The organism is Blattabacterium sp. (Blattella germanica) str. Bge (genome assembly GCF_000022605.2).
Taxonomy (GTDB): Bacteria; Bacteroidota; Bacteroidia; order Flavobacteriales; family Blattabacteriaceae; genus Blattabacterium.
This window is the reverse complement of sequence record NC_013454.1, coordinates 290,989-314,563: the sequence shown is the minus strand read 5'-3', so window position 1 is coordinate 314,563 and position 23,575 is coordinate 290,989. Positions and strand designations below refer to the sequence as shown.

At 32.1% G+C, this 23,575-nt stretch carries 10 protein-coding genes, 2 tRNA genes and 3 rRNA genes; 4 read left to right on the top strand and 11 right to left on the bottom strand.

The window, feature by feature from the left end; all coding sequences use genetic code 11:
- Positions 1-3: 3 nt before the first annotated feature.
- The 6 genes from carB to dnaE all read right to left on the bottom strand — a co-directional run bounded on the left by carB (position 4) and on the right by dnaE (position 12,724).
- A complete protein-coding gene (carB, locus tag BLBBGE_RS01555; protein ID WP_012840845.1) occupies positions 4-3,237 on the bottom strand; it encodes a carbamoyl-phosphate synthase (glutamine-hydrolyzing) large subunit in 3,234 nt (1,077 codons plus the stop codon).
- Between the two features lie 24 nt (positions 3,238-3,261).
- The gene (gene carA, locus BLBBGE_RS01550; RefSeq protein ID WP_012840844.1) at positions 3,262-4,356 is read right to left on the bottom strand and encodes a glutamine-hydrolyzing carbamoyl-phosphate synthase small subunit; all 1,095 of its coding nucleotides are present in this window, start codon (positions 4,354-4,356) and stop codon (positions 3,262-3,264) included.
- On the bottom strand, positions 4,343-5,497 hold the full coding sequence (locus tag BLBBGE_RS01545; RefSeq protein ID WP_012840843.1) for an aminotransferase class III-fold pyridoxal phosphate-dependent enzyme: 1,155 nt from the start codon (positions 5,495-5,497) through the stop codon (positions 4,343-4,345). Before BLBBGE_RS01545 ends, carA begins: the two co-directional genes overlap by 14 nt.
- A gap of 12 nt (positions 5,498-5,509) precedes the next feature.
- Positions 5,510-6,496: an N-acetyl-gamma-glutamyl-phosphate reductase gene (gene argC, locus BLBBGE_RS01540; protein ID WP_012840842.1), complete on the bottom strand. Its 987-nt coding sequence runs from the start codon at positions 6,494-6,496 to the stop codon at positions 5,510-5,512.
- The gene (locus tag BLBBGE_RS01535; protein ID WP_012840841.1) at positions 6,493-8,259 is read right to left on the bottom strand and encodes an argininosuccinate synthase domain-containing protein; all 1,767 of its coding nucleotides are present in this window, start codon (positions 8,257-8,259) and stop codon (positions 6,493-6,495) included. Before BLBBGE_RS01535 ends, argC begins: the two co-directional genes overlap by 4 nt.
- 160 nt (positions 8,260-8,419) lie before the next feature.
- On the bottom strand, positions 8,420-12,724 hold the full coding sequence (dnaE, locus tag BLBBGE_RS01530; RefSeq protein WP_012840840.1) for a DNA polymerase III subunit alpha: 4,305 nt from the start codon (positions 12,722-12,724) through the stop codon (positions 8,420-8,422).
- 163 nt (positions 12,725-12,887) lie between these two features.
- On the opposite strand from dnaE, the gene rpsA reads away from it, so the two are divergent.
- Positions 12,888-14,705: a 30S ribosomal protein S1 gene (gene rpsA, locus BLBBGE_RS01525; protein WP_012840839.1), complete on the top strand. Its 1,818-nt coding sequence runs from the start codon at positions 12,888-12,890 to the stop codon at positions 14,703-14,705.
- A 28-nt stretch (positions 14,706-14,733) separates the two neighbouring features.
- Positions 14,734-16,446 carry a ribonucleoside-diphosphate reductase subunit alpha gene (locus BLBBGE_RS01520; protein ID WP_012840838.1) on the top strand — a complete coding sequence of 571 codons (1,713 nt, stop codon included), beginning with the start codon at positions 14,734-14,736 and terminating at the stop codon, positions 16,444-16,446.
- Between the two features lie 12 nt (positions 16,447-16,458).
- Here BLBBGE_RS01520 and rrf read toward each other — a convergent pair.
- From rrf to BLBBGE_RS01495, 5 genes are all read right to left on the bottom strand, one after another.
- Positions 16,459-16,568 (bottom strand): 5S ribosomal RNA (gene rrf / locus BLBBGE_RS01515).
- A 53-nt stretch (positions 16,569-16,621) separates the two neighbouring features.
- Positions 16,622-19,511: ribosomal RNA gene (locus BLBBGE_RS01510) — 23S ribosomal RNA — on the bottom strand.
- 60 nt (positions 19,512-19,571) lie between these two features.
- Positions 19,572-19,645: transfer RNA gene (locus tag BLBBGE_RS01505), tRNA-Ala, on the bottom strand.
- Positions 19,646-19,647: 2 nt separating this feature from the next.
- Positions 19,648-19,721, bottom strand: a tRNA-Ile gene (locus tag BLBBGE_RS01500).
- A gap of 86 nt (positions 19,722-19,807) precedes the next feature.
- Positions 19,808-21,342, bottom strand: a 16S ribosomal RNA gene (locus BLBBGE_RS01495).
- The 16S, 23S and 5S rRNA genes sit together here with 2 tRNA genes alongside, the layout of an rRNA operon.
- A gap of 182 nt (positions 21,343-21,524) precedes the next feature.
- Between BLBBGE_RS01495 and queA the strand changes: the two genes are divergently transcribed.
- Together queA and BLBBGE_RS01485 are read left to right on the top strand one after the other, a co-directional pair.
- On the top strand, positions 21,525-22,568 hold the full coding sequence (gene queA / locus BLBBGE_RS01490) for a tRNA preQ1(34) S-adenosylmethionine ribosyltransferase-isomerase QueA (RefSeq protein ID WP_012840837.1): 1,044 nt from the start codon (positions 21,525-21,527) through the stop codon (positions 22,566-22,568).
- Positions 22,569-22,595: 27 nt separating this feature from the next.
- Positions 22,596-23,573 carry a polyprenyl synthetase family protein gene (locus tag BLBBGE_RS01485; protein WP_012840836.1) on the top strand — a complete coding sequence of 326 codons (978 nt, stop codon included), beginning with the start codon at positions 22,596-22,598 and terminating at the stop codon, positions 23,571-23,573.
- The last annotated feature ends 2 nt before the right edge of the window (positions 23,574-23,575 follow it).

The following is a 23,575-nucleotide window of genomic DNA, read 5'->3' as shown; positions in this document are numbered from 1 at the left end:
CATTTATTTATATTCATTCCAAGCTTTTATAAATAATTGGTCCATAGATAAATTACAAAATGCTCGGATAAAAGCTTTTGCTAAACGCGCATTAGTCAGCAGAGGAATATTAAAATCTACCGCACAACGTCTGATCGCATAATCATTATCCAATTCTGATTTACTTAGATTTTTTGGAATATTAATGATAAGATCTAATTTTCTATTTTTTATCAATTCAATAACATTTGAATATTTTTTTACATTCGGCCAATAAACCCTAATAGAGGGAATTCCATGATTGGATAAAAAATTATTGGTGCCTTCTGTAGCAAATAATATATATCCTTTTTTATGCAACAGTTTTACGACCTCCAAAAGGTCCAATTTAGATCCAATCGGACCTCCAGATATCAATATATTTTTTTTTGGAATGGTATAACCAACAGAAATCATGGATTTTAAAAGTGCTTCATCAAAAGTATTTCCTAAACATCCCACCTCTCCTGTTGAAGCCATATCCACTCCAAGAATAGGATCTGCATTTTGCAAACGAGAAAAAGAAAATTGGGAAGCTTTAACTCCTAAAAAATTTGTCATGAAAAAATTAGGTTCTACTTTATTTTTCTTTTTTCCAAGAAGAATTTGAGTAGCTAATTCAATCATATTAAAATGAGACACTTTTGATACAAAAGGAAAACTTCTAGAGGCTCTCAAATTACACTCAATGACTTTAATTTCATTATCTTTAGATAGAAATTGAATATTAAAAGGACCAGATATATTAAAATATTTGGATATTTTTTTGGATATACAAATGATTTCTTTTAATGTTGATAAATAGAGATTATGTGGAGGATATACTAAAGTAGCATCTCCTGAATGGACTCCTGCAAACTCTACGTGTTCTGATATAGCATAATACAAAATTTCTCCATTTTGAGAAACAGCATCTAATTCAATTTCTTTTGCATTTCTAATAAATTCTGTAATAATTAATGGATATTCAGGAGATATAGATACTTTTTCACTAAGATAGTGTTGCAATTCCTCTTGATTAGAAAGAACATTCATATCTGCACCAGAAAGCACATACGAAGGTCTAACCAATATGGGAAAATCCACTTCTTTGACAAATTGATAAATAGTATCAAAATCGGATAATTCTTTCCATCTAGGTTGTCCAATTTTTAAATGATCCATAGCATTAGAAAACTTGTATCTATTTTCAACTTGGTCTATGGAAATAGGGGAGGTCCCCAAAATTTTTACTTTTTTTTCATAAAGTTTTAGAACCAAATTATTAGGAATTTGTCCTCCCATGGAAACAATTGTTCCTTTCGGTTTTTCTAGTTCAATAATATCTAATACACGTTCTAAAGTCAGCTCTTCAAAATATAATCTGTCACATACATCAAAATCAGTACTCACAGTTTCAGGATTATAATTAATCATGATTGATCTATAAGATTCTTTCTTAATAGTATTTAATGCATTCACACAACACCAATCGAATTCTACACTACTTCCAATTCTATAAACACCAGATCCTAATGTGATAACAGATTTATCATCTTTTTCATAAATGATATCATGTTGAATGGCATGATAGGTTAAATACAAATAATTTGTATATGCTGGATATTCAGAAGCTAAAGTATCAATTTGTCTTACATATGGAACTATGTTCTTTTCTTTTCTATATTCTCTTATTTCTTGTTCTAAATGAGAAATACTGTTATATAGATCGCTTTGTTTGTTAAAAAAAATACTAGCTATTTGCATATCAGAAAAACCTTCTTTTTTCGCTTTACGTAACAATTCGTCCGGAACATCTCTCCAATTATCAAAATCATCTATCTTTTTTTTTGTTTGAAAAATATTATCAAGTAGGTATAAAAACCATGGATCAATTTTCGTTAAATCATGTATTTCTTTCATAGAATAACCTTCTTCTAAAGCTTCTTCTAAAAAGAAAATTCTTTGATCTGTAGGTTTTTTAAGGGATTCTTTCAGTAAATGATTAGACTCCTGTTTTTTCTTATTCATGTTTATGAACCCTTGCATACCGATGTCTAACATTCGAATCCCTTTTTGTAAAGCTTCTTCAAAAGAACCTCCAATAGCCATTACTTCTCCAACACTTTTCATACTACTTCCTATTTTATTAGAAACTCCATAAAATTTCTTGAGATCCCATCTAGGAATTTTGCATACAACATAATCCAACGCGGGTTCAAAAAAAGCAGAAGTATTTTTAGTCACAGCATTCTTCAACTCATGTAAACCGTATCCTAAAGACAATTTAGCAGCTACAAAAGCCAAAGGGTAACCAGTCGCTTTGGAAGCAAGAGCGCTTGAACGAGAAAGACGTGCATTCACTTCAATAACACGATAATCTTCTGAATTAGGGTCTAATGCAAATTGAACATTGCATTCTCCAACTATATTAAAATTTCTAGCAATAGATATTGCTAATTTTCTTAAACTATAATATTCAGAATTTGTTAGAGTTTGTGATGGTGCTACTACAATACTTTCTCCTGTATGAATTCCTATGGGATCGAAGTTTTCCATATTACATACAGAAATACAATTATCATATTTATCTCTAACTATTTCATATTCAATTTCTTTCCATCCTTCTAAATATTCTTCTACAATAATTTGAGAAGAATAAGAAAAAGCCTTACTTACTATTTTTTTTAAATCATTAATATTTTTCGCAAAACCACTTCCCAAACCTCCAAGTGTATAAGCAGATCTAATGATAATAGGAAATCCTATTTTTAAAGAATAGGAAATAGCATCATCCATAGAATGAACTACAAAACTTTTTGCCGTTTTTATATTAATATGAGTCAACCTATTTCGAAACAATTTTCGATCTTCACTGTGAATAATAGATTCAATAGGGGTTCCTAAAACTTGAATTTTATATTTTTCGATAATTCCCTCTTGAAAAAGCTGAATTCCACAATTTAATGCAGTTTGTCCACCAAAAGACAATAAAATTCCTTTTGGTTTTTCTTTATCTATAACACTTTGAATAAAAAATAAAGTCAAAGGAAGAAAATAAACTTTATCAGCAATTTCTTTTGAAGTTTGAACTGTGGCAATATTTGGATTAATCAGTATAGTATAAATCCCCTCCTCTTTAAGGGCTTTGAGTGCTTGTGTTCCAGAATAATCAAATTCACCAGCTTCTCCTATTTTTAATGCACCTGATCCCAGGATAAGTACTTTGTCTATTTTCATACTAATTTTGGAAGATTCTTTTAATTATTTATTGCTTTTAACAATTGAATTGATAAAAAGATCGAATAAAAATTCGGTATCCGTAGGTCCACTTGAAGCTTCTGGATGAAACTGTACCGAAAAAAAAGGTTTAGAATCATGAATGATCCCTTCGCAAGTATCATCATTTAAATTTTTAAAAAATATTTTCCATTCTTTAGGAAGATTTTCTGCATCCAAAACAAATCCATGATTTTGTGATGTGATAAAACTTTTTCCTGTTTTTAATAATATAACTGGTTGATTATGACTTCTATGCGCGTATTTCAATTTATAAGTATCTCCTCCTGCTGCAATTCCCAAAAGTTGATTTCCTAAACATATACCAAATATAGGTTGTTCTTCTTTCATAGCTATACGAATATAATGAATAGGTTTTTCATAAATTTTAGGATTTCCAGGTCCATTGGAAAGAACCAATCCATCATACTTTTCGCTCGTAAAATCATAATCCCATGGAACCCTTATAACAGTACAATCTCTTCGCAAGAGACAACGTAAAATATTATTCTTTAAACCAAAGTCTACAAGTAATATTTTGTATTTTCCATTTCCATATGTAATTTTTTCATGAATAGATACTTTTTCAGAAAGGTTATCCTGATTAGGATCATAGAAAGGAAGATCTTCATTTTCCATTAAAATTTTACCTAACATAGATCCTCCTTTTTTTCGAAGTTTTTTTGCAATAAACCTGGTATCTATGCCATACAATCCAGGAACTCCATGTTTCAATAACCAATCTGATAGGGATAAACTCATATTCCAATGATACGGACGGTTAGAATAATAAGAAAGAATAAGTCCAGAGACTTGAATTCTATCGGATTCATAAAATTCAAAAATAGATTCTTTACAAGAAGAAGATGGAATCCCATAATTCCCTATTATAGGATAAGTATAAGTAAGGATTTGACCTCTATAAGAGGGATCCGTCATACTTTCTGTATAACCAGTCATAGCAGTATTAAATACAACTTCTCCGGAAGAGGATACAGGGGCCCCAAAATGATAAGCTTCATACCTTGTTCCGTCTTCCAACATAAGAGTAGCCCGGTTTCTGATTTTATGATTTTCCATTTTTTTTATATAAATACGCTAAGGAATTCTTTAACTTCGTAATAAACAATTTTATATGATTTACGTTAATATTCAGCGGAGGAAGCAATCGTAAAACATATGGATTATTAGATGTTCCGATAAATACTTTTTCTTTATAAATTAAAATATTTTTCAAATCCTGAATAGGAAAATTCAATTCCAATCCTAGCATGAGCCCTCTTCCCCTTATTTTTTTAATTTCAGGAATGAGACGCAATTCTTGTAACAGTATTTTTCCCATTTTTTTTGCATTTTCAATTAAATTTTCTTTTTGAATAATTTCTAACACAGCAATTCCTGCTGTACAAGCTAAATGATTTCCACCAAAAGTAGTTCCTAACATTCCATAATATGGTTTGAATTTAGGATGGATCAGTACACCTCCTATAGGAAAACCGTTTCCCATTCCCTTAGCTATAGTAATTAAATCTGGTCGGATAGGATATAATTGGTGAGAAAAAAAAGATCCTGTTCTTCCATATCCACTTTGCACTTCGTCAACAATCAATACGGTATCGTATTTCTTGCAAAGATCTCTAACTTTACAAAAAAAGTCCAAACCTGGATCGATCATTCCAGATATTCCTTGTATTCCTTCAGTAATTAAAGCACAAATATCTTTGTTTTTTAATTTTTCTTCCAAAGAATCAATATTCTGATAATCTAAAAATATAGTTTCATGCTGAGCATTAAAAGGAGATACTAATTTGTAATTATCCGTAACCGATACACTTCCACTTGTTCTTCCATGAAAAGAACCCTTAAAGGCAATTACCTTTTTTTTTCCTGTATGAAAAGAAGCTATTTTCAATGCATTTTCATTAGATTCTGTTCCAGAATTACATATAAACAAGGAATAATCTTCATATCCTGAAATATTTCCAAGAAGATCAGCCAATTTATTTTTTTGAGAAATATAAACACTATTAGAATAATAGGATATTTTATGAATTTGTTCAGTCAATAGTTTTACATAATATGGATGCAAATGTCCAATAGAAATGACCCCATGCCCTCCATAAAAATCTAAATACATATTTCCTTGTACATCAAACAAATAAGATCCTTTACTTTTGCTTAATTCTATATCTAGAATAGGATAAACGTCAAATAATTTCATATTCTTTTTTGATTAGAAACGAACGGATTTTAATTTTAAACCACAAGTTTCATCCAAATTAAATATAAGATTCATATTTTGTATGGCTTGACCAGAAGCTCCTTTTATCAGATTATCTATAATACTGGTTACAATCAATTGATCCTTCTCTTTCAGAAGATATAAAATACATTTATTAGTGTTGATCACTTGTTTAATATCAATGTTGATATTAGAAATATTTACAAATGGATGATTTTTATAATATTCTTTATATATTTCCCTGTTTTCTTCTAAAGACAAAGTAGAATAAGTATATAAAGTGGTTATAATTCCTCTTGAAAAATTTCCTCTGTAAGGTACAAAATAAACTTTAGAAGAAAAATTATTTTGTACTTTATGGATAGTTTGTTCTATTTCCTGTAAATGTTGATGTTGAAAAATTTTATAAACAGAAATATTATTATTTCTCCAACTGAAATGATTCGTATCACTCTGTTTTCTTCCGGATCCTGTAGAACCAGTTATAGCACTAATATGAATATTATTTTTTAATAATTGATTTTTAGCTAATGGCAAAATAGCTAAAAGAATAGCTGTAGCAAAACATCCAGGATTGGCTATATTACTTGATTTTGTTATTGTTTTTTTTTGTAATTCTGGCAACCCATAGACAAAGTTTCTATTTTCAAAAACGGATTGAGCCATAATTCTAAAATCTTGACTTAAATCAATGACTTTTGTTTTTTCCGATATGTTGATATGATTCAATTCTTTTCTAGATTCTCCATGACCCGAACAAAGAAATACTACATCAATTTTTTTGTTTAAATCACGAGTAAATTTCATATTATCTATTTCTCCTTCTCCTAATAGATCTTGATGAACCAAATGAATCAATTTTCCTGTATGACTTTTACTAACTACACTTTTTATTTTAATTTTTGGATGATGAATCATCAATCTAATTAATTCTCCAGCAGTATATCCAGCTCCTCCAATAATACCTATTTCAATCATTCTTCTTTTTGATTTAAATTATGATACATTTTCATTTGATTACTCAAAATTTTTGTAAAACCTTTCACATCTTCTGCCGTCCAAGCATAATTCATTTCTCCATATTGAGCTATGTTAGAATTAGAAGATGCCATCAAATCAAATTTAGATTTGATCCCTACTAAATGAAATCTATAAGGATAAAGAATTATATCTACAGTCCCGGTCAATCTTTCTTGTGTACTCTTTAAAAACTTTTCTATATCGCGCATGACTGGATCCAAATATTGAGCTTCATGAAGTAACATTCCATACCAATTAGACAGTTGTTCTTTCCAATAAAGTTGCCATTTTGTGAGAATATGTTTTTCCAATAAATGATGAGCCTTGATAATAATAATTGCAGCTGAAGCTTCAAATGCAACTCTTCCCTTAATCCCTAAAATCGTATCCCCTATATGAATTCCTCTTCCTATAGCAAATTCTGAGGCTATTTTTTCGATCTTTATTATATTTTTTATAGCTTTTCCTTTTTCTTGATTAACACTTACTAGTTCTCCTTTTTCAAATTCTAGTTCTAAATTCTCACTTTTTTTTCTACTCAATTTTGTTGGATAAGCCTCTTCCGGAAAATCGTGATAAGAAGTAAGAGTTTCTTTTCCTCCTATGCTCGTTCCCCAAATTCCTTTATTGATAGAATATTTTGCTTGATTCCAACAAATAGATATTCCTTGATTTTTCAAATATTCTATCTCTTCTTCCCTAGAAACTTTCATATCTCTTATAGGAGATAAAGTTATTTTTTCTGGACAAATAATTTGAAAGGCTATGTCAAATCTAATTTGATCGTTTCCAGCTCCTGTACTTCCATGAGCAATTGCTTTTGCTTTAATAAAAGTTGCATACTGAGCTATTTTAATAGCCTGAAAAATCCTTTCTGAACTTACTGAAAGCGGATAAGTATTATTCTTAAGAATATTTCCGAATATAAGATATTTTATGCAATTCTGATAATATTCTTCTATGGCCTCAATTGTTTTGTGAGATTTAGATCCAATACTTATAGCTCTATCCTCAATTTCTTCTAACTCATCTTTGTTGAATCCTCCTGTATTAATAATAACTGTATGAACTTCGTATTTTTCTTGTATAAGATATTTTAAACAATAAGAGGTATCCAACCCCCCACTATAAGCTAAAACAATTTTATCTCCAGGAGATAAATAATTATTTTTCTTTTTATCTTTTTTTCTTTGATGATTGGGATTATATAAAAGCCCCGTGCATAAACACATTTTTCTTTGATTTCTGGTTAATACATCAAAGTTTGCGCAGCTTTTACATCCTTTCCAAAATTCTTCTGATTGAGTGAGCTCACTAAAAGCAACAGGCTTAAACCCCAATTCTGTATTTATTTTAATAACTGGATTACTTGTTGTTATGCTAAAAATTTTGGAATTAGGAAATTTTTTTCTGGAAAGTTTAAAGATTTCAATTTTAATAATTTTTGCCAATCCTTGTTTTCTAAATTCAGGAAAAACAATTAAACCGGAATTAACGACAAATTCTTTGTTTTGAAAAATCTCAAGATAGCTAAACCCTGCCAATTTTTCATCACAAAAAGCAATGACTGCATTTCCATGAATCATTTTTGATTTAATATACTCTGGATCTTTTTTTGCGATTCCAGTCCCTCTGCTCTTTGCTGATTCCTTAATTTTTTGACAAATTAAGGAAGCATATTTTGTATCCTCTTCATGAGATACTCTAACTTTGATTTTCATTTTTGTAAGAAACCACTAAGAAAAAAAATAAATGAGTTGTCCCGAGAAGTATGAATGATGCTTCATATATTTTACTTTTACTGTCCCTAAATACAAATTTAATAAAGTCTTTTTAATTAATTTCAGTCTTTATACTTTACTTGATATTTACTGATAAGTTTTAATTTAAACAAAAATCTAATCCGTTTATTTTTTCTAATTTTTTTAAAAAACTTGAATTAATATTAATTCCATATTTTCTGGATTCAAAATTTAAAAAAATTCTATTTTCCTTATCATAAAGAACAATGTTTAGTTTTTTATTTCCTTTCTGTTGAGAAAATAATGTTTCTATATTACTAATCATTGTGTTATTTAAATCATTAATATTGATTTTAACGATCAATTTTTGTACTAATTTTTCAAGAACATTTTGCAAATTTTCTATATGCAAGATGTTTATTTTATATTCTTGATCTTTGAATTTTTCTATAGAAATACACAAATATAATAAATTATTAATCAGCAAAATAGGTTCATATTTCAAATATTTTTGTCCGTAAATTCTGAACTCTTTAGAAGAATTGTAATCTTCCAATAAAAAAAGACCATATTTAATCCCACTTCTTATATATGTCTTCTTTTCTATTTTTGATAAAATTCCACATGTATGAATTTTTTTTCCAACAAACATAGATTCCTTTTTGCTGATAAGGGATAAATTGGATAAAGATGTATTCATAAAATACTTCATTTCATAATAATAATCATCTAAAGGATGTGCGGATGCATAAACACCTAACACTTCTTTTTCTTTCGATAATTTATATACATTACTCCATAAATCACATCCCATAATAACGGGTTGATCCATTTTCATTTCAGTACTTTTATTTTTTGCTTTTTGAAATTTTGATCCAAATCGAATAATTTTTTCCAAAGTATTTAATTTCTCATCATTTTCAATATGAAAGTATTGTTCTCTATGTATATGAAAACAGTCTAAAGATCCAGATAGAATTAAACTTTCCAAAGTTTTTTTATTGACTATACGTAAATCAATTCTTTTTACCAGATCCAAAATAGAGGTATATGGTCCGTTTTTCTCTCTTTCTTGAAGAATAATTTTAACAGCATTTTCCCCAACTCCTTTAATTCCTGTAAGACCAAATCGAATTCGATTGGAATCGGTCACTTCAAAAAAAGAATCACTTTCATTGATATCTGGATGAATCACAGATATATTCATTTTTCTACATTCTTCTATAAAAAAAGTAAGTTGTCTAATATTGTGCATATTATTGCTTAATACAGAAGCCATATATTCATATGGAAAATGAGCTTTTAAATAAGCCGTTTGAAAAGCAATATAGGCATAACATGTAGCATGAGATTTATTAAAAGCATAACAAGAAAAATATTCCCAATCTTTCCATATTTTTTCTAATATATTTTTAGAATACCCTTTTTTCATAGCACTATCAATAAATTGATTTCTCATTGTATTGAGAACTTCTTTTTGTTTTTTTCCCATAGCTATTCTCAGAAGATCCGCATCTCCTTTGCTAAAATCAGCTATTTTCTGAGCTATCAACATGACCTGCTCTTGGTATATTGTTATACCATAAGTTTCTTTTAAAAATTCCTCCATTTCTGGCAAATCATAGGTGATGGCTTCTTTTCCATGTTTTCTAGATATAAAATTAGGAATATATTGTAAAGGACCTGGTCTATACAAAGCAGTCATTGCTATTAAATCATCAAATTTATCGGGTTTTAGCTGACGTAAATACTTTTGCATACCTGGAGATTCATACTGAAAAACGGCGATTGTTTCTCCTTTTTGAAAAAGACAATAAGTTTTTTCATCTTCTAGAGGAAATGAAAGTTCTGTATTATTTTTACGTTTTTTTTTGATAAGATTCACAGCGTCTTTAATGATAGTAAGAGTTTTCAATCCTAGAAAATCCATTTTTAGTAATCCAGCATGTTCTACTACATGATTATCGAATTGTGTAAGCAATAAATCAGATTCTTTTGACACAGAAACCGGAATATATTCTTTAATATTGTACGGACTTATTATAATGCCACAAGCGTGTATTCCTGTACTTCTTATAGTTCCTTCTAAAATTTTTGCTTGTTGTAATACTTTTCCCTCCAAAGAATCTTTATTGATCGCTATTTTTCTCAGTTTTTGTATGTTATTTGTGTCTTCTTTCCTAATTTTTTCTATGGAACAATTTTCTGATAAAATAGTTTTCAATGATAACATATTCGGGATCATTTTCGCGAGACGATCTGTTTCTTTTAAAGATAAATCTAATACACGACCAGTATCTCGAATAGATGATTTTGCTCCCATTGTAGCATATGTTATAATTTGTGCAACTTGATTTTTACCATATTTTTGAACTACCCATTCAATAATTTTATCACGTCCTCTATCGTCAAAATCTATATCAATGTCTGGTAAAGAAATTCTATTCGGATTTAAAAATCGTTCGAAAAGAAGATGGTATTTTATGGGATCTATATTGGTGATTCCTATACAATAAGCCACAACAGATCCTGCTACGGATCCTCTTCCAGGTCCAATTGAAATATTCATTTTTCTAGCTTGTTGAATAAAATTATGAACAATCAGAAAATAACCAGGATATCCAATTCTTTCTATTGTTTTTAATTCAAAAAGAATTCTTTCTTGGATTTCTTTGGTCATATTTTTATAACGTTCTTTAGCCCCTTCATAAGTAATTCTTTTTAAGAAACGATTTTCTCCTCTATTTCCTCCATCTATTTTATCCATAGGATCTTCAAAAGATCTTGGAATTTGAAATTTTGGAAGTAATATTTTTCGTGAAAGATGATAAGATTCAATTTTGTTAACCAATTCCTCTAAAAAATCAAAAGATTCTGGAAGATCAGAAAATATTTTTTTCATTTCTTCTGAATTTTTAAAATAAAACTCATGATTTGGGAAGCCAAATCTATAACCTTTTCCTTTTCCTATAGGTGTTGATTGCTTTTCTCCATTTTTGACACATAGCAAAATATCATGTGCATTCGCTTCATTTTTATCTAAATAAAAAGTATTATTTTGTACAATATATTTTACATGATATTTTTTAGAAAATTTTAGCAATATATCATTTACATGATTTTCTTCTTCTAATCCATGACGTAATAACTCTATATAAAAATCATCTCCAAAAAGTTCCTTCCACCATAAAAAAACTTTTTCAGCTTTCCTTTCTCCATAATTCAGTATAGTATATGGAATTTCTGCATTTAGATCTCCAGTAAGAGCAATTAAATTTTCCTTGTATTTTTCAATTAATTTTTTTCCAATTCTAGGAATTCCAGCATAAAAACCTTCTGTAAAACCAAGCGAACAAAGTTTTGCTAAATTGTGATACCCTTTTTTATTTTTAGATAAAAAAACTTGTTGATACCGTTTATCTGGTTCATCTTTTGTAAATTTTTTTTGCAAATAATTGTCTGAAAGAAAAACTTCACACCCAACAATTCCTTTAATCAATTTTTTGGGATAATTTTTTTTATTTATAGAATGAATAGCATTTAAAAAATGAAAAGAGCCCATAAGATTTCCATAATCTGTTATTCCTACAGCAGGCATATTGAAATGTATTGCCCTATCAACCAGAGATCGTATATCTACAGTAGAATAAAGAATAGAAAAATAGGTGTGATTATGAATATGGGAGTATTTTTTTTTTTTAATTTCTTCTTTTAATTTATCATCTTTCTTAAAGTTTACTGTTTTTTCTACTTTTTCTACTTTTATAGATGACAAAGAAGGATCCAAAGAGACTATAGAAGAAGAAATTTTTGAAGAATGTCTGTTCTTGAACTTCAAGATTGTATCCTTTTCTACTCCTATATCTTGATGTGATATAATTCCAATACGGAGCAACTCTAAAAAACAACGAGCTGTAGCTTTTACATCATTTGCAGCATCATGCAAATTTGGAATTTTTTCTTCAAAAAGTTTTTGATACAATTCAGATAATGTAGGCCATTTGAATTTTTTTCTGTTTCCCGGTAACTTACAATAAGAAACAGAAATTTCTTTGGTATCTAATATTTTTTTCTTCTTAAAAGAAATTTCTATTTTCTTTCTAAGAAATTCACACTCTATAACTTTTTTATCAAATTCTAAATTATGTCCAATCAAACATTGAGATTTTTCAAGAGATTTTCTAAATTCACAAAGTACAAAACTCAAATCTACTCCATATTTTTCGGCTTTTTCATTAGTAATTCCATGAATTTTAAAAGCATTGAAAGGAATATCATAATGATCTGGTTTGATAATAAAATTTTTAAATTCTATTAAATCTCCTAAAATATCATGATTTTGCCATGAAAATTGAACTATTCTTGGCCAATTATCTGTATGAGTAATTGAAAAATTGTAGGATATCGGTAATCCAGTTGTTTCGGTATCAACAATGAGGTACATTTTATTTGAATTAGTAGAAAAAGTTACTGAAAAATTATTAGTTTTGTATTCTCTGTTTTTTTTGTAAAAATTAAATAAAACAAACGAGAATACTCGATTCTAGTTTCTCTATCCAGATTTTCATATATGGAGAGAAAAAATCGTGAAAAAAATAATAAAAATTATGTCTAATCAAACCGAAGAAATAAAAAGTAAAGCATTCCCTTCATCTGATCACGAAAAATTGAATGATCAGGTAAAAATAGAAACAAGTTTCGATTGGACGAAATACGAAACTCATTTAAATAATAATGAGACACAGGAAGAAAGAAAAAAATTTGAAGAAATATACACAAAAACTTTACCCAATATTCAAGAACTAGAAATTTATCAAGGAATAGTAACACACATTGCTGATAAAACTGTTATTGTAGATATTGGATTTAAAGCAGAAGGAGCCATTCCTATAAGTGAATTTAGAGAAGATTCTAATATTCAAACTGGAAGCAAGATAGAAGTTATGGTTGTTAAAATGGATTATAAAGGACAATGTATTCTTTCGTATCAAAAGGCAAAAATGTTGAGAAATTGGCAACGTATCAATGAAGCATACGGAAAATCTGAGGTTATATTGGGGTATGTTGCAGCTAGAACAAAAGGAGGACTAATTGTTGAAATATTTGATATTGAATGTTTTTTACCAGGATCACACATAAATGTGAAACCTGTTCGAGATTATGATACTTATGTTGGAAAAACTATGGAAGTCAAAGTAGTTAAGATTAATCAAAAAACAAAAAATGTTGTTGTTTCTCATAAAGTATTAATAGAAAGAGATATTGAAGAACAGAGAAAAGAAATGATATCGAAATTGGACAAAGGTCAAGTATTAGAAGGAAAAATAAAAAATATTCTTCCTTATGGGGCTTTTGTTGATTTAGGAGGAGTGGATGCTTTACTTCATATTACCGATATGAGTTGGCCACACATCAATCATCCTACAGAAGTAGTTCAATTAGAACAAGAATTAAAATTTGTAGTTTTAGGTGTAGACAAAGATAAAAATCGTGTACAATTAGGGTTGAAACAATTGCAACCTCATCCTTGGAACTCTTTGGACAAAGATCTCAAAATAGGAAGTAAAGTAAAAGGTAAAGTTACTGTTTTAGCCGATTATGGAGCATTTGTAGAAATTATACCAGGAGTCGAAGCCTTATTGCATATTAGTGAAATGTCTTGGTCTACTGATTTGTCTTCCACACAAGATTTCGTTCAAATAGGAGATGAATTGGAAGCTATAATTTTGACAATAGATCGTCAAGAACGAAAAATGTCTTTAAGTGTAAAACAACTCACTCAAGATCCTTGGGGAAACATACAAGATAAATATTCTATTGGATCAAAACATATTGGAGTTGTCAAAAGATTTACAAATTTTGGAGTTTTTTTGGAATTAGAAAAAGGAATATCTGGAGTTGTTTATACGAATGATCTTTCATGGGTTAAAAAAATAAAACATCCCTCTGAGTTTTGCAATATCAGTGATAAATTAGAAGTTATTGTACTTTCTTTAGATACTCAAGCTAGAAGACTCAATTTAGGACATAAACAATTATCAGAAAATCCATGGAATAAGTATGAAAAAAATTATTATGTAGGAAGCATTCACAATGGAATAATATCAAATTCCTTTGACAAAGGAGCTTCTGTTAAATTTATAGAAGATCAAGAAATAGAAGCTTTTTCTCCATTACGTTTTTTAGAAAAAAAAGATGGGACAATCCTTAAAAAAGGAGAAAAAACTAATTTTAAGGTAATAGAATTTAATAAAGAAACTAAAAAAATTGTAGTTTCTCATACATCTGTTTATCGTGATAAAGATAAGAAGAAAGAACAACGTGTCAGGAGTGTAAGGAATAGAAAATTTGAGAGATCTACTCTTGGGGATATAGAAGGATTAGCTAAATTAAAAGAGCAAATAGAAAAAGAAAAAAATAAATAGAAATACTTCTAAAATTTCTAAAATAAAAATGGAAACACACCCTATTGCAGAAAAAGAAGGATGGAAAGTAGGAAAAGATTTTCCTGTTTGGGCTAACAATGAATTATATTTGACTACAATTAAAGGTGGATATCTGTTAGATGGAGAAACTCCTTTTGAGGCATATAAAAGATTAGCAAAAAATGCAGCAAAAATTCTGAAAAAACCGAAAATAGAAGAAAAATTTTTTAATATTTTTTGGAAAGGATGGCTAATCCCTTCTACTCCAGTTATGGTGAATTTAGGAACAGAAAAAGGTTTGCCTATTAGTTGTTTTTCAGGAAGAATAGGGGATAGCATGTATGAAATATATAGAAAAAATCTAGAGATGGCTATACTTAGCAAACATGGAGGAGGTACGTCATATGATTTTAGTTTGGTTAGACCTATTGGAAGTCCTATAAAAAATGGAACATTAGGAAGTTCTGATGGAGTTATTCCTTTTATTAAATCATATGATAGTGCAATCGTAGCTAGTAAACAAGGTAGAACACGAAGAGGAGCTGTGGCTATTTATTTAAATATAGAACATCAAGAGTATCCAGAATTTCTAAAAATAAGAGAACCTAAAGGAGATATCAATCGTCAATGTCATAATGTTCATCAAGGAGTGATTATTTCGGATTCCTTTATGGAAGAAGTATTGAAAAAAAACGGAAAAGAACGATCTTTCTGGATAAATACCCTTAAGGAACGTGTAAAAACTGGAGAGCCATATCTCTTTTTCAAAGATAATGCTAATAAAAATCTTCCAGAGAATTGGGAAAAAAATGGATTGAAAATACATCACAGCAATCTCTGTTCAGAAATTATGTTACCAACAGATGAAAATCATACTCTTGTATGTTGTCTTTCTTCTTTAAATCTATACAAATATGTAGAGTGGAAAAATACAAATACTGTTTTTTATGCCATTTTATTTCTTGATGCTGTTTTGCAAGAATTTATTGACAAAGGAAAAAATATACAAGGAATAGAGGATGCTGTTCGTTTTGCAGAAAAAAGTAGAGCTCTAGGATTGGGAGCTTTAGGATGGCATTCGTATTTGCAATCTAATATGATTCCTTTTATATCTGTTCAATCTGAAATATTGACACATAATATATTTAGAAAAATACAATTGGAATCTCAAAAAGCTACTAAGTATTTAGCTAAAGAATACGGAGAATCTGAATGGAATATAGGTACAGGAAGAAGAAATTTAACTTTAATGGCTATGGCTCCTAATAGAAGTTCTGCTAAACTAGCCGGAGGTCTTTCTCAAGGAGTAGAACCATTAGCTGCAAATATATATGTAGATGATGATGCAAAAGGAATGCATATTCGAAAAAATCCTTATTTGGAAAAAATGCTTATAGAAATTGGATACAACCTTCCAGAGGTTTGGGAACAAATAGCCAATGAAAAAGGATCTTGTCTTGGGTTAACAGCTCTTAGTGAAGAACAAAAAAATGTTTTTAGATGTTTCAAAGAAATTAATCAACTTGAATTAATAAGACAAGCGAGTATACGACAAAAATATATTGATCAAGGACAAAGCATTAATCTTTCTTTTCATCAAAACACACCGGCAAAATATATAAATAAGGTTCATCTTGAAGCTTGGAAAATAGGATTAAAAAGTCTTTATTATTACAGAAGTGAAAGTATTCTTCGTGCAGATACAAAAAATAGAGATTTATATTCAGAAAGCTTGCTTTAAGCTTAATAAAAAAAAGGGCGGCGACTTACTCTCCCGGAATAACCAGTACCATCAGCGCTAATGTGTTTCACTTCTCTGTTCGGAATGGAAAGAGGTGGGGCCACATTGCTATAACCACCCATAATGTCATATTTAAAAATGACATAACATAATATACATATACATGAGGAAAATCTTGAAAGCTTACGGGTAATTAGTACTACTTAGCTATGACATTACTGTCTTTACACTTATAGCCTATCAACGTTGTCATCTGCAACGACCCTTAAAAGAAGCCTAATCTTGTGGTGAGTTTCGCACTTATATGCTTTCAGTGCTTATCTCTTCCGAACATAGCTACTCAGCGATGCACCTGGCGGCACAACTGATACACCAGAGGTTCGTCCAATTCGGTCCTCTCGTACTAGAATCAGCTCCACTCAAGCTTCTAACGCTCGCAATAGATAGAGACCGAACTGTCTCACGACGTTCTGAACCCAGCTCGCGTGCCACTTTAATGGGCGAACAGCCCAACCCTTGGGACCTTCTTCAGCCCCAGGATGTGACGAGCCGACATCGAGGTGCCGAACCTCCCCGTCGATGTGAGCTCTTGGGGGAGACTAGCCTGTTATCCCCGGAGTACCTTTTATCCTTTGAGCGATGGCCCTTCCATGCGGAACCACCGGATCACTATGCCCTACTTTCGTACCTGATCGACTTGTAAGTCTCACAGTCAAGCACCCTTATGCCATTACACTCTACACACGATTACCAAACGTGTTGAGGGTACCTTTGGGAGCCTCCGTTACCTTTTTGGAGGCGACCACCCCAGTCAAACTACCCACCACGCAATGTCCTCAATTTTTATTGAATTGAGTTAGATTTCAACTAAAAAAAGGGTGGTATTTCAAGGACAACTCCACATTGCCTGACGACAACGCTTCAAAGTTTCCCACCTATCCTACACATTTTTTAATCGAAATCAATACGAAGCTATAGTAAAGGTTCACAGGGTCTTTTCGTCCCATTGCGAGTAATCGGCATCTTCACCGATATTACAATTTCACCGAGCTCACGGCTGAGACAGTTTCCAGATCGTTACACCATTCGTGCAGGTCGGAACTTACCCGACAAGGAATTTCGCTACCTTAGGACCGTTATAGTTACGGCCGCCGTTTACTGGGGCTTCAGTCAAAAGCTTTGCCTAAGCTGACTTTTTTCTTTAACCTTCCAGTACTGGGCAGGTGTCAGACCCTATACATCATTTTTCAATTTAGCAGAGTCCTATGTTTTTGATAAACAGTCGCCTGGATCTCTTCTCTGCGGCCTTCCTAAAGGAAGGCTACCTTTCTCCCGAAGTTACAGGTTCATTTTGCCTAGTTCCTTAGCCGTGAATCACTCGAGCACCTTAGGATTCTCTCCTCAACTACCTGTGTCGGTTTTGGTACGGTTTTCTTTCATCTGAAGCTTAGAGGCTTTTCTTGGAAGCTCTTACCTGCACTATCCACTCCCCCGAAGGTTTATGGTACTATCATAGATCGGCAAAACATACGGATTTTCCAATATATTTTATACCTAACTACTTTAACGTACACTTCCGTCCGTACGCGACAGTTTCATCACTCCGTCCCCCCTATCGCAATAAAAGAAAGTACCGGAATATTAACCGGTTTTCCATCGACTACACCTCTCGGTTTCACCTTAGGGACCGACTAACCCTCAGCTGATTAACATAGCTGAGGAATCCTTAGTTTTTCGGTGTGCGGGTTTCTCGCCCGCATTATCGTTACTTATACCTACATTTTCTTTTGTAATAGCTCCACTACGTCTTACAATATAGCTTCACTGCCATTACAATGCTCCCCTACCGATTGATTTTATTAATCAATCCCATAGTTTCGGCGATATATTTATGCCCGATTATTATCCACGCTCAATCACTCGACTAGTGAGCTGTTACGCACTCTTTAAATGAATAGCTGCTTCCAAGCTAACATCCTAGCTGTCTAAGTAACTGAACTTCGTTAGTTCAACTTAATATATACTTGGGGGCCTTAACTGATGGTCTGGGTTGTTTCCCTCTTGGACATGGACCTTAGCACCCATGCCCTCACTACCGTGAAACATAATAACAGCATTCGGAGTTTGTCAGGAATTAGTAGGTGATGAAACCCCTTCATCCAATCAGTAGCTCTACCTCTGTATTATTTAACACGATGCTGCACCTAAATGCATTTCGGGGAGTACGAGCTATCTCCGAGTTTGATTGGCCTTTCACCCCTACCCACAAATCATCCGAAGACTTTTCAACGTCAACCGGTTCGGTCCTCCACTATGTGTTACCACAGCTTCAACCTGTTCATGGGTAGATCACTCGGTTTCGCGTCTAATTCTTCCGACTATACGCCCTATTCAGACTCGCTTTCGCTACGGCTCCATAGCTAAACTACTTAACCTTGCCGGAAAAATTAACTCGTAGGTTCATTATGCAAAAGGCACATCGTCACTTCACGAAGAAGCTCCGACAGTTTGTAAGCGTATGGTTTCAGGATCTATTTCACCCTTCTATTCGAAGTACTTTTCACCTTTCCCTTACGGTACTAGTTCACTATCGGTCTCTGAGTAGTATTTAGCCTTACCGGATGGTCCCGGCAAATTCAGACAAGATTTCCCGTGTCCCGTCCTAATCAGGTTACTATTCGGTAATTTTTTCATTTCGCATACAGGATTATCACCTTCTATGATAGATTTTTCCAAATCTTTCTGCTATAAAAAAATAGTCCTTGTTATAGACCTACAACCCCACTATAGCCTAAACTATAGTGGTTTGGGCTTTTCCGCTTTCGCTCGCCACTACTAACGGAATCACTATTGTTTTCTTTTCCTCTAGATACTTAGATGTTTCAGTTCTCTAGGTTTGCTTTACTATAAAAGTAATATCATATCATCAATATGATAGGTTCCCCCATTCGGAAATCTGCGGATCAATTTGTATGTGCCAATTCCCGCAGCTTATCGCAGCTTATCACGTCCTTCTTCGCCTCTCAGAGCCAAGGCATCCACCATACGCCCTTTATTCACTTTTCTAATTTTCCTTCATTGTTATTGTATATTATGTATGTCAAAGAACTTTACTAAAATTAAAATGGAGAATATCGGAGTCGAACCGATGACCTCCTGCGTGCAAAGCAGGCGCTCTAGCCAGCTGAGCTAATCCCCCCATAGTCTCGCGCGGAATTGAACCGCGGACCTCTACATTATCAGTGTAGCGCTCTAACCGTCTGAGCTACGAGACTGATATAATTAATCAATCTCCACTCCAAAATAAAAGAAAGCTTCTAGCCTAATCGAAGAATTTTTTCAATAAGAAAAATACTCTAAAAAAAGAGATGTTCCAGCCGCACCTTCCGGTACGGCTACCTTGTTACGACTTAGCCCCAGTTATCGATTTTACCTTAAGCAGCTCCTTTTACGGTCACCAATTTCAGGTACCCCCGACTTCCATGGCTTGACGGGCGGTGTGTACAAGGCCCGGGAACGTATTCACCGCATCATGGCTGATATGCGATTACTAGCGATTCCAACTTCATAGAGTCGAGTTGCAGACTCCAATCCGAACTGAGATCGGCTTTTAGAGATTAGCTTCTGATTACTCAGTAGCAACCCTTTGTACCGACCATTGTAGCACGTGTGTGGCCCAAGGTATAAGAGCCGTGATGATTTGACGTCGTCCCCACCTTCCTCTCGACTTACGTCGGCAGTCTTGCTAGAGTCCCCGACATGATTCGCTGGCAACTAACAATAAGGGTTGCGCTCGTTGAGGGACTTAACCCAACACCTCACGGCACGAGCTGACGACAACCATGCAGCATCTTGTACTCCGTCCGAAGACTAAACTATTTCTAGCTTATTCGTAGTACATTTAAACCTTGGTAAGGTTCCTCGCGTATCATCGAATTAAACCACATGCTCCACCGCTTGTGCGGGCCCCCGTCAATTCCTTTGAGTTTCAGCCTTGCGACCGTACTCCCCAGGTGGATCACTTATCACTTTCGCTTAGTCACTGAAAAAAATCCAACAACTAGTGATCATCGTTTACGGCGTGGACTACCAGGGTATCTAATCCTGTTTGCTCCCCACGCTTTCGTGCCTCAGCGTCAGTATAGACTTAGTAACCTGCTTTCGCGATCGGTGTTCTGTGTGATATCTATGCATTTCACCGCTACACCACACATTCCAGCTACTCCAATCTCACTCAAGTCTACCAGTATCAATAGCAATTTTAACAGTTAAGCTGCAACATTTCACTACTGACTTAATAAACCGCCTACGCACCCTTTAAACCCAATAAATCCGGATAACGCTTGTGTCCTCCGTATTACCGCGGCTGCTGGCACGGAGTTTGCCGACACTTATTCGTATAGTACATTCATAATTCTTATCACGTAAGAATTTTTATTCCTAAACAAAAGCAGTTTACAACCCGTAAGGCATTCTTCCTGCACGCGGCGTGGCTGGTTCAGAGTTTCCTCCATTGACCAATATTCCTCACTGCTGCCTCCCGTAGGAGTCTGGTCCGTATCTCAGTACCAGTGTGGGGGATCACCCTCTCAGGCCCCCTACCGATCATTGTCTTGGTAAGCTTTTACCTTACCAACTAACTAATCGGACGCACGCCCATCTCTTGCCGCATTTCTGCTTTAATAGTAAAATCATGCGATTTTATCTATATTATAGAATATTAATCCGAGTTTCCTCAGGCTATCTTCTAGCAAAAGGTAGGTTACGTACGTGTTACGCACCCGTACGCCGGTCGCCATCAAAATCTATATAATAGATTTCATGCTGCCCCTCGACTTGCATGTGTTAAGCCCGCCGCTAGCGTTCATCCTGAGCCAGGATCAAACTCTTCGTTGTGAAAATTAATATCAAAGACGCAAAAAACCTTATTAAAAAATCCTACAACATCAGGTCTAGAAGCTTTTTTATGCAAAGAACAATAAATCCGAAAATGCAAGTATACGTTTTTTTTCGAAAAAAAAAGAATATATATATTTTTATGGAAAAAAATAATCTATTTTTATACAAATAGTGTAAATATGAGAACTTCAGATTTTGATTTCGGATCTCCTTTAAATCTTCTTGCTAAATTTCCTTCTCAAGAAAGAGATGAATCTAAATTAATGGTCATTCACAGAAAAAATAAAAAAGTAGAACATAAATTATTTAAAGACTTACATCAATATTTTGAAGAAGGAGATGCTCTCATTCTTAATAATACTAAAGTTTTTCCTGCAAGATTATTTGGAAATAAAGAAAAAACAGAAGCTAAAATAGAAGTTTTTTTGCTAAGAGAATTAGATCCTAAAGATAGAACTTGGGATGTTTTGGTGGATCCTGCAAGAAAAGTAAGAGTAGGAAATAAATTGAATTTTGGATATGGATTAACAGGAGAAGTTATAGATAATACAACTTCCAGAGGAAGAATTTTACAACTTCATTTTAACGGAACACATGAAGAACTTATAATAAAAATAAAAGAATTAGGAAAAACTCCTCTTCCAAAATATATTAATAGACAACCAGAAAAAAATGACGAAGAACGTTATCAAACTGTATATGCAAAAAAAGAAGGATCTGTAGCAGCTCCAACAGCAGGATTACATTTTTCAAAACATTTATTAAAAAAATTAGAAATAAAAGGGATAAATTTAGTAGAAATAACTTTACATTTGGGATTAGGAAGTTTTTTACCTGTGGAAGTAGAAGATATATCGAAACATAAAATGGATTCTGAAAAATGCTTTATCAACGAAAAAACATGCGAAGTTATAAATCATGCTATACAAAAAAAAAAACGAATTTGTGCTGTAGGAACTTCTTCTATGAGAGCAATAGAAAGCTCCGTTTCTTCTAACAAAAATTTAAATCCTTTTTCCGGATGGACCAATAAATTTATTTTTCCTCCTTACAACTTTAGTATAGCCAATTCCATGATTACAAATTTTCATATGCCAAAATCAACATTACTTATGATGACAGTAGCTTTTGCTGGTTTCGATTTAATTATGAAAGCATATCAAACAGCAATTCAGGAAAAATACAGATTTTATTCTTATGGAGATGCTATGTTAATTTTATAATATAAAAAATGATTTCATTATGAAATTATGAAAATAATTCTGGATAAAATAAAAAATCCTATAAAAAAAGAAATAAACGAATTCGAAAAACAATTTACCAATATAACGAAAAGCAATGTTTCTCTCATAGACCAAATAACTCATTATATTATTCATAGAAAAGGAAAATTAATTCGTCCTATATTTGTTTTTCTAATAGCAAAAATGTTAGGAAACATACAAAAAAAAACATATCATACTGCTTGCTTAATAGAGTTAATACATACAGCCACACTTGTTCATGACGATGTTATCGATAATAGTTCTCTACGTCGTGGTTCTTTTTCTATAAACGCTATATGGAAAAATAAAATAGCAGTTTTGATAGGAGATTACTTACTTTCTAAAAGTCTACTATTGGCAACAAACAATAATTATTACGACCTTCTTAAAATAATCTGTCAAACTATCAAAGACATGAGTGAAGGAGAACTATTACAAATGGAAGAATCTGATAAGTTAAATATTACTGAAAAAACTTACAACCAAATTATTTATCACAAAACAGCTAGTTTAATAGCAGCTTCTTGTGAATGTGGAGCTCGTTCAGTTAACGTAGATGAAAAAACAGCATTAAAAATGAGAAAATTTGGACTTTTTGTAGGAATAGCTTTTCAAATAAAAGATGACTTATTTGATTATGAAGAAAAAAACAATAATTTTACAGGAAAACCCATAGGAATTGATTTAAGAGAGAAGAAAATAACACTTCCACTTATTTATACTATTAGAAAAGCTTCTAAAGAAGATCAAAAATGGATATTAAATTCCATAAAAAATTATGATGAAAAAAAAAGGGATAAAATCATTGATTCCGTAAAAAAATACGGAGGATTAGAATATGCTACTCAAAAAATGATAAAATTTCGTAACAACGCATTGAAAATTTTAGAACTTTATCCAGAAAGTCCTATTAAAAAAGCATTGAAAATAATGGTAAATTTCATAGTTGAAAGAAATCAGTAAAA

Coding starts and splice junctions, on each gene's coding strand:
- carB (WP_012840845.1), bottom strand. CDS start 3,237: ATGAAAATAGACAAAGTACTTATCCTGGGATCAGGTGCATTAAAAATA.
- carA (WP_012840844.1), bottom strand. CDS start 4,356: ATGGAAAATCATAAAATCAGAAACCGGGCTACTCTTATGTTGGAAGAC.
- BLBBGE_RS01545 (WP_012840843.1), bottom strand. CDS start 5,497: ATGAAATTATTTGACGTTTATCCTATTCTAGATATAGAATTAAGCAAA.
- argC (WP_012840842.1), bottom strand. CDS start 6,496: ATGATTGAAATAGGTATTATTGGAGGAGCTGGATATACTGCTGGAGAA.
- BLBBGE_RS01535 (WP_012840841.1), bottom strand. CDS start 8,259: ATGAAAATCAAAGTTAGAGTATCTCATGAAGAGGATACAAAATATGCT.
- dnaE (WP_012840840.1), bottom strand. CDS start 12,724: ATGTACCTCATTGTTGATACCGAAACAACTGGATTACCGATATCCTAC.
- rpsA (WP_012840839.1), top strand. CDS start 12,888: ATGTCTAATCAAACCGAAGAAATAAAAAGTAAAGCATTCCCTTCATCT.
- BLBBGE_RS01520 (WP_012840838.1), top strand. CDS start 14,734: ATGGAAACACACCCTATTGCAGAAAAAGAAGGATGGAAAGTAGGAAAA.
- queA (WP_012840837.1), top strand. CDS start 21,525: ATGAGAACTTCAGATTTTGATTTCGGATCTCCTTTAAATCTTCTTGCT.
- BLBBGE_RS01485 (WP_012840836.1), top strand. CDS start 22,596: ATGAAAATAATTCTGGATAAAATAAAAAATCCTATAAAAAAAGAAATA.